General features: G+C 72.5%; 7 protein-coding genes. 2 read left to right on the forward strand and 5 right to left on the reverse strand.

All coding sequences use genetic code 11. From position 1 onward, the window contains the following. Window positions 1–109: 109 nt before the first annotated feature. The 5 genes from J2S22_RS30905 to J2S22_RS10040 form a co-directional block, all read right to left on the reverse strand. Window positions 110–673 carry a nitrile hydratase accessory protein gene (locus J2S22_RS30905; protein WP_370878194.1) on the reverse strand — a complete coding sequence of 188 codons (564 nt, stop codon included), beginning with the start codon at window positions 671–673 and terminating at the stop codon, window positions 110–112. Between the two features lie 96 nt (window positions 674–769). Next, window positions 770–1,636, reverse strand: coding sequence for a metal ABC transporter permease (locus tag J2S22_RS10025; protein WP_272777139.1), 867 nt, complete (start codon window positions 1,634–1,636; stop codon window positions 770–772). A 154-nt stretch (window positions 1,637–1,790) separates the two neighbouring features. Continuing rightward, window positions 1,791–2,534, reverse strand: a complete 744-nt coding sequence (gene aztA, locus J2S22_RS10030) for a zinc ABC transporter ATP-binding protein AztA (RefSeq protein WP_272777140.1) — start codon at window positions 2,532–2,534, stop codon at window positions 1,791–1,793. A gap of 18 nt (window positions 2,535–2,552) precedes the next feature. Further along, window positions 2,553–2,702 carry a hypothetical protein gene (locus tag J2S22_RS10035; RefSeq protein ID WP_272777141.1) on the reverse strand — a complete coding sequence of 50 codons (150 nt, stop codon included), beginning with the start codon at window positions 2,700–2,702 and terminating at the stop codon, window positions 2,553–2,555. Window positions 2,703–2,784: 82 nt separating this feature from the next. After that, window positions 2,785–5,112 (reverse strand): heavy metal translocating P-type ATPase, encoded by a 2,328-nt coding sequence (locus tag J2S22_RS10040; protein ID WP_272777142.1) that lies wholly within the window; start codon window positions 5,110–5,112, stop codon window positions 2,785–2,787. Between the two features lie 277 nt (window positions 5,113–5,389). Here J2S22_RS10040 and J2S22_RS10045 point away from each other — a divergent pair, with 277 nt between their 5' ends. Next, window positions 5,390–5,830: a GNAT family N-acetyltransferase gene (locus J2S22_RS10045; RefSeq protein WP_272777143.1), complete on the forward strand. Its 441-nt coding sequence runs from the start codon at window positions 5,390–5,392 to the stop codon at window positions 5,828–5,830. A gap of 219 nt (window positions 5,831–6,049) precedes the next feature. Continuing rightward, a complete protein-coding gene (locus J2S22_RS10050; RefSeq protein WP_272777144.1) occupies window positions 6,050–7,513 on the forward strand; it encodes a RimK family ATP-grasp domain-containing protein in 1,464 nt (487 codons plus the stop codon). Window positions 7,514–7,830 lie beyond the last annotated feature (317 nt).

Below are 7,830 nucleotides of genomic sequence, written 5' to 3' on the forward strand. Positions count from 1 at the left end.
CAGCGGCAACCTCCGGGGTCTCGGCTGGATTCCGGGTTCGGCGCTGCGCGCCGCCCCGGAATGACCACCGGATTGATCACTCGGATGCCGTATGACACCGATGATCGGATCACGCGAAATCGTCGGGGCGCAACGCGATCTCGTCGCCCGGCATCGTGCGCGCGGCGGCCTGGTCCCAGGCGTGCCGGTAGCGCATCAGGGTGGCGCGGTCGGCGATGCCCTTCTCGCCGACGAGGCGCTCGAGCGCCGACAGCCAGGTCTCGTAATAGGTGTCGCCCGTCCCGGCGGCGCGGGCCCGGCGGATCTCGGTGCCGAACGCCTCCGCCCATTCGGTCCAGGTGAAGACGCCGCGCTGCTCCAGCATCATGGCGACCACGAAGGCGAGCGCCTCCCAGCGGTCCCGGAACAGCGGCCCCTCGCCGTCGCGCGGGATCGCCATCATGGCCTTGGCGCCGAGCGCCGCCGGCGTGACCGAGGCGTCGTCGGGCAGCGGCCCGGCCGCCGCGTCCTGCTGCGGAGCGACGCGGGCCACGTAGACGTCGATGAAGCTGTCGAGCACGGACGCCTCGACGCCGCCGCGCTCGGTCGCGAGCGTCGCCACCGCGCGCACCCGCAGATCCTGGTCGGACAGATCGGCGCCGGCCGCACCGGCATGGTCGGAGTGATCAGCCATCCCCGCACGGTATAGGAGTGGAGGCGAGTTGGCCATGCCCGATGCGCGTCCCCGCACCGGCCCGTGTGTCGCGGCGCGGCTGCCGGCGGGGCCGGGTCAGGCCTCAAGGTGGCGCCGCGGCAGCAGCCGGGGCAGCACCCCGCCGACCGGGCCGAACAGCACCGAGACGATGTAGACGACCGCCGCCACCAGGATGATGGCGGGGCCGGACGGCGCGCCGGTGTGGAACGACACCAGCAGTCCGACATAGCCCGACACCGCGCCGGTGCCGACCGCGACCGCGATCATGCCGGTGATGTCGCGCGCCCAGAAGCGCCCGACCGTCGCCGGCACGATGACGATGCCGACCGACAGCAGCGTGCCGAGCGCATGGAAGCCGCCGACCAGGTTGAGCACCAGCAGGGTCAGGAAGACGATGTAGGCGGGCGTGCCGACCCGGCTGACCGAGCGCAGGAAGCCGGGATCGACGCAGTCGAGCACCAGCGGCCGCCAGATCACGGCGAGCACCACGAGCGACACCGTGGCGATCGACGCCATCAGGATCAGGGTCGGATCGTCGAGCGCCAGCACGCTGCCGAACAGGAAGTTCAGGAGGTCGACGTTGCTGCCGCGCATCGACACGATGGTCACGCCGAGCGCGAGCGACATCAGGAAGAAGGCGGCGAGCGAGGCGTCCTCCTTCAGGTCGGTCGCCCGCGCCACCGCGCCGGCGAGCAGCGCCACGGTGAGGCCGGCGGCGAGGCCGCCCAGCGTCATGGCGACCAGGTCGAGCCCGGCCACCAGGAAGCCGAGCGCCGCGCCGGGCAGGATCGCGTGAGCCATCGTGTCGCCGACGAGACTCATCCGCCGCAGCATGAGAATCACGCCGACCGGCCCCGCCCCGAACGCCAGCGCCACCGTCCCGGCCAGCGCCCGGCGCATGAACTCGAACTCCTGGAACGGGCCGATCAGCAGGTCGTACATGTGCGCGGCCTCGGCCCACTCGATTTCACCTGGTATCCATTCGTCGTCATGGCCGGGCTCGTCCCGGCCATCCACGCCTGTCCCACCGCGACGCCGCAAGGTCGTGTATGCCCGGCACGAGGCCGGGCATGACGAGCCCGAGGGTGGGGCGGCCTCACTCCGCGGCGACGCGGCATTCGGAGGCGTCCTCGTCGAAGGCCTCGCACATGCGGCGCGCCTTCTGCAGGTTGGCGGGCGTCAGCACGTCCTCGGCCGGCCCCCAGGCGACCTTCTCGCGGGCGAGCAGCAGCACCTCGGGGAAGCTCGTGCGCACCATCTCGAGGTCGTGCAGGGCGGCCAGGATGGTGCGGCCCTCGCCGTGCCAGCGCCGCACCAGGGCGAAGAGATCCGCGGCCGTCTTGGCGTCGATGGCGTTGAACGGCTCGTCGAGCACGATCACCCGCGCGTCCTGCAGCAGCAGGCGGGCGAACAGCACGCGCTGGAGCTGGCCGCCCGAGAGATTGCCGATCGGCCGCCGCTCGAAGCCGGTGAGGCCGACCGCCTCGAGCGCGTGGTGGATGCGATGGCGCTCCTGCGCGCCGAGCCCGGCGAACAACCCGATGCTGCGCCACAGGCCCATGGCGACGAGATCGTAGACGCTGACCGGGAAGCTGCGGTCGATGTCGGCGACCTGCGGCAGGTAGGCGACCTCGCGGCGATCGAGGCCGCACAGGTCGACCCTGCCGGAGAGCGGCCGCAGCAGCCCGACGATGCCCTTGAACAGGGTCGACTTTCCGGCGCCGTTCGGCCCCACCACGGCGAGCAGCGCGCCGCGCTCCACTGTGCCGTCCAGATGGTGGATGGCCGGATGGCGGTCGTAGCCGAGGGTGAGGTCGCGGAAGGCGAGTTGCGGGATCATCCTGGTCTCTCGGCCGCCTCAGGCGATCGCCCACAGCACCAGGGCCCAGACGACCGCCGCCACGGCGGCGACGATGCCGAGCCGGGCCGGCAGCGAGAATCGCAGCAGCGACGGCGGCAGCCGCGGCGACGGATGGGCGTGTCCGGGATCGTGGTGGTGATGCGTCATGGCGGCTCGGCGATGCGACACCGTTACAGTATCACAGGTGCGGTGCCAACCGGTGCCTCTTCGTCTCCCGCCGGCGCGCGCCTCAGTCCCGGAGGAAGTCCGGCCGCCAGCGCTTCAGCCACAGCGAGTTGGTCACCACCGAGACCGACGACATCGCCATCGCGGCGCCGGCCAGCGCCGGGGTGAGGAAGCCGGCCGCCGCGAGCGGGATGCCGATCACGTTGTAGACGAAGGCCCAGAACAGGTTCTGCCGGATCTTGCGGACCGTCCGGCGCGAGATGTCGAGCGCCGCCGGCACGAGCCGCGGGTCCGGCCGCATCAGCGTGACGGGCGCGGCCTCCACGGCGACGTCCGTGCCGGTGCCGAGCGCGATGCCGACCTCGGCGGCGGCGAGCGCCGGCGCGTCGTTGATGCCGTCGCCGACCATGGCGGGCCGGCGTCCGGCGCCCTTCAGCGCCTCCAGGGCGGCCGACTTGTCGGCCGGCTTCACGCCGGCCCTGTAGGCGGCGAGGTTGAGGGCGCCCGCGACCTTGCGGGCGACGGCGTCCGAATCTCCGGTCAGCATCTCGGCGCGCACGCCGCGCGCCGCGAGCAGCGCCACCGCCTCGGCCGCCTCGCCGCGCACCGGATCGGCGATGCCGAGCACGCCGACGGCGCGGCCGTCCACCGCCACCACGACGGCGGTGCGGGCCCCGCCCTCGACCTCGCCCAGCGCCGCCTCGGCGGGCGCGACGTCGACCCCGAGCTCCGTCATCAGGTCGCGGTTGCCGATCGCCACGGTACGGCCCTCGACCGTACCGGTGACGCCGCGGCCGACCAGCGCCTTGAACCCCTGCACGGGCGGCAGCGCCGCATCCGGCACGGCCGCCATCACGGCCCTGGCCAGCGGATGCTCGCTGCCGGCCTGCACGGCGGCGGCGAGCCGCAGCAGCGCGTCGCGGTCGAGTCCCGGTCCCGCGCCGGCTTCGCCGGCCCCCGAGAGCGGAATCACGTCGGTCAGGGCCGGACGGCCCTCGGTCAGCGTGCCGGTCTTGTCGAACACGACCGTGTCCACGACGGCGGCGCGCTCCAGCGCCTCGATGTCCTTCACCAGGATCCCGGCCCGCGCCGCGGCGCCGGTGCCTGCGACCAGCGCGGCCGGCGTGGCGAGGCCCAGCGCGCAGGGGCAGGCGATCACCAGCACCGAGACGGCGGCGACCAGCGCCTCCTCGAGCCCGTGGCCGGCGATCAGCCAGCCCGCGAAGGCCAGGATCGCGATGACGATCACGGTGGGCACGAACACGGCCGACACCTGGTCGACGAGGCGCTGCACCGGCGCCTTGCCGGACTGGGCGTTCTCGACCAGGCGGATGATGCGGGCGAGCGTCGTGTCCTCGCCGACCGCGACCGCCGACACCACCAGCCGGCCGACGCCGTTGAGCGCCCCCGCCGTCACCTTGTCGCCCATGCGCTTCACCACCGGGACGCTCTCGCCGGTGATCAGCGATTCGTCGGCCTCGCTCTCGCCTTCGACGATGGTGCCGTCGACCGGGATGCGCTCGCCCGGCCGCACCACGACGTGCTCGCCGGGCCGCAGGTCGTCGACGCCGATGTCGGTCTCGCGGCCGTCGCGCAGCACATGGGCGCGTTCCGGCCGCAGCGTCATCAGGGCCCGGATGGCGGCCGTGGTGCCGCGCTTGGCGCGCGCCTCCAGCCACTTGCCGAACACGACGAGCGTGATCACGGCGGCGGCGCCCTCGAAATAGAGGTGGCCGGTGGCGGCCTCGCCGCGGTCGAGAACCATGTACAGGCTGAACGCATAGGCCGCCGAGGTGCCGAGCGCGACCAGCAGATCCATGTTGCCCGAGAAGGCCCGCACGGCCTTCCAGGCGGCCCGGTAGAAGCGCGCGCCGACCAGCACCTGCACGGGCGTGGCGAGCGCCAGCTCGATCCACGGATCGAGATGGAGATGCCAGCCGAACGGCGCCGCCACCATCGGCAGCACCAGCGGCAGGGTGAGGACGGCGGAGAAGACGAGCAGCATCAGCTGCCGGCGCTCGGCCGCGGCGCGCTCGGCCTCGCGGGCCTCCTCCTCGCGGCGGCGCTCGGCCGCCGAGGGCGGGCGCGGATGCGCGCCGAAGCCGGTGCGCTCGACCGCGGCGGCGAGCTGCGCCGGCGTGATGCCGGCGGCGGCGTCGACGTCGGCCCGCTCCAGCGCCAGGTTGACGGTCGCCTGGGCGACGCCCGGCACCCGCTTCAGCGCGTTCTCGACCCGGCCGGCACACGCCGCGCAGGTCATGCCCGTGATGTCGAGCACCACATGGCTGGAACCGGCTCCGGGTGCGCCGCCGCGAGCGGCCGGACGGGGTTCGCCTTGCGAGGTCTTTTCGCCCTGCGAGGTCTTGCCTTCGAGCGCCAGCGACATCAGCATGCCTTCCTGTTCACGCCCAAGATGGCGACGGCCGGCGGTTCCGGCAACGCCGGCGGGCGAGCGAGGCAGGTCTGCGGCACGGGTCGCGTGCTTGTCGCGGCCCTGCGGCAGGTGTACCCCCCGCGATCCGGCCACGGCCGGCGCCCCCGAGACCCGCACCGCGACCACCATGGCGACACATTCCGGTTCCCGCAATCGTGCGGCTCCCTCCTGCATGGCGCCCATGCCGCCCGCGGAGACGTCAGCCGCAGAGACGTCAACCGCGGATGCGGCGCGGGTGCGGCGCGCCGTGGCGGCCGACCTCGACGCGCTGAACGCGCTGGAACAGGCCGTGTTCGCGACCGACTGCATGTCGCGCCGGAGCATCCGCCGGCTGCTCGCCTCGCCGAGCGCCGCCGTGCTGGTCGCCGAGCACCAGGGCCGCGTCGCGGGGGCGGCCGTGGTGCTGACCCGGGCGGGCTGCGCGGTGGCGCGGCTCTACTCGATCGCGGTCGACCCGGCCTCCGCCGGGCACGGCCTCGGTCCGGCCCTGCTCGCCGCCGCCGAGGCGGAAGCGGCCGCGCGCGGCTGCCGGGCGATCCGGCTGGAGGTGCACGAGACCAACGCCCGCGCCATCGCACGGTATCGACGGGCCGGCTTCAGGGAGTTCGGCCGCCACGTCGCGTATTACGAGGACAAGGGCGACGCGCTGCGCTTCGAGAAGGCGCTGGTGTCCTGACCGGCCGGACCGGGGTGCCGGCACGACCGATCCTCTGACATCTTCGTGATCGCACGCCGGCGGGCTTTCGCGACACCCTGATTCGCGACGACAAGCGGCGTCGCGTCATCCGGCTGACACGAAGCGGATCGACACGACTCGCTCGGACGATCCGCGAGCGTCGCGCCGCGTGCGCCGCGCCGCCGTCCGGACGGCACTCGCTCGGAAAGGGCCTCTCTCATGACCGGCTGGGTCATCCTGGTCGACCAGCCCCGCGACTTCCCCAACGCCGACACGCCGCACAAGGTGATCACCACGAGCGAGTACCTGGCTCGCCCGCGGCTGTTCGAGACGGCGCGGCCGAAGCTGATCAACCTGTCGCGCTCCTACGCCTACCAGTCGAAGGGCTATTACGCCTCGCTGCTCGCCGAGGCGCGCGGCCACCGCGTGGTGCCCACCGTCGAGACCATGCTGGAGCTGCGCGAGGCGAAGCTCTACGAGCACGCGCTGCCGGAGCTCGAGGACTCGCTCAACCGTTGCGCCCGCAAGGCCGACCTCCAGCCCGAGGGCGAGCTGAAGCTGTTCGTCTGCTTCGGCATCCCGCGCGACACCCGGTTCGAGGCGTTCGGCCGGCTGCTGTTCGACTGGTTCCGCTGCCCGGCCCTCGAGGTGACGGTCGACACCGGCGGAACCTGGCTCTCGATCGACCGCATCCGCATGCGCACCGTGACGCGGCTCGCCAACGGCGAGGCGACGTTCTTCCGCGAATCGCTGCACCAGCACACGAGGCGCGACTGGCGCGACCCGAAGGCCCGTACCACGTCGAAATACGATCTCGCGGTGCTGTACGACCCGAACGAGAAGATGCCGCCCTCCTCGGCGTCGACGATCCGCCACTTCGCCCGCATCGCCGAGCGCCACTCGGTCGACGTCGAGCCGATCACCCGGCGCCAGCTCGCCGAGCTCGCCGAGTACGACGGACTGTTCATCCGCGAGACCACCTCGATCGACAATCACACCTACCGGTTCGCCCGCCGCGCCGCCCAGGAGGGCATGCCGGTCATCGACGACCCGATCTCGATGATCCGCTGCACCAACAAGGTATTCCTCATGGAGCTGCTGCGCCAGAACCGGGTGGCGACGCCGCCGACCGTGATGGTGGCCGACCAGCCCGACCTGACCCGCGCCGTGGACGAGCTCGGCCTGCCGCTGGTGGTGAAGATCCCCGACGGCTCGTTCTCGCGCGGCATCCACAAGGTGTCGACCGCGCAGGACCTCGAGCGCGTCGCCGGCGAGCTCTTCGAGGAGACCGACCTGCTGCTGGCCCAGAAGTTCATGCCGACCGAGTTCGACTGGCGGGTCGGCGTGCTGGCCGGCGAGCCGCTGTTCGTCTGCCAGTACCGCATGGCCCGCGGCCACTGGCAGATCGTCAAGCACCGGCCCGACGGCACCGCCCGCGAGGGCGGCTTCAAGACCTTCGGGCTCGACCAGGCGCCCGACGTCGTCATCGACACCGCGGTGCGCGCCGCCCGCCCGATCGGCGACGGCTTCTACGGCGTCGACCTCAAGGAGACGCCGGACGGCGTCTTCGTCATGGAGGTCAACGACAACCCCAATCTCGAGCACGGCATCGAGGACGCCGTCGGCAAGGACGAGATCTGGATCAAGCTGCTGAAGTGGTTCATCGCCCGGATGGAGGGGTAGCGTCGTACACGGCCGTCGTCGTCCCGGGGCGGACCGCAGGGCCGAGCCCTGGCCCATACGCCCTGTCTTTCGTGAGCCACCGATACCGGGAGTATGGATTCCGGGCTCGCGGGCTGCGCCCGCGCCCCGGAATGACCAAAACCGTTGGGTGGGCAAAGGCGCGGAACGCGCCGTGCCCACGCGGTCGCGACCCTCGGGGGCCGGACGGCGTGGGCACGCTTCGAGGCAGGGCAAGAACTCGACTTCATGCCGCGAGGCGGATTTGCGCGCGGGTGACGGCGGAATTTCGGGCGAATCCGATCCCGGAGCGAGTCAGG

Origin of the sequence: Rhodoplanes tepidamans, from assembly GCF_030813915.1 — a bacterium.
GTDB classification, from domain to species: domain Bacteria; phylum Pseudomonadota; class Alphaproteobacteria; order Rhizobiales; family Xanthobacteraceae; genus Rhodoplanes; species Rhodoplanes tepidamans.

Bases quoted from the DNA above. Each gene is read 5' to 3' on its own strand.
- aztA (WP_272777140.1), bottom strand. From the start codon at position 2,534: ATGATCCCGCAACTCGCCTTCCGCGACCTCACCCTCGGCTACGACCGC.
- J2S22_RS30905 (WP_370878194.1), bottom strand. From the start codon at position 673: ATGGCTGATCACTCCGACCATGCCGGTGCGGCCGGCGCCGATCTGTCC.
- J2S22_RS10050 (WP_272777144.1), top strand. From the start codon at position 6,050: ATGACCGGCTGGGTCATCCTGGTCGACCAGCCCCGCGACTTCCCCAAC.
- J2S22_RS10035 (WP_272777141.1), bottom strand. From the start codon at position 2,702: ATGACGCATCACCACCACGATCCCGGACACGCCCATCCGTCGCCGCGG.
- J2S22_RS10025 (WP_272777139.1), bottom strand. From the start codon at position 1,636: ATGTACGACCTGCTGATCGGCCCGTTCCAGGAGTTCGAGTTCATGCGC.
- J2S22_RS10040 (WP_272777142.1), bottom strand. From the start codon at position 5,112: ATGCTGATGTCGCTGGCGCTCGAAGGCAAGACCTCGCAGGGCGAAAAG.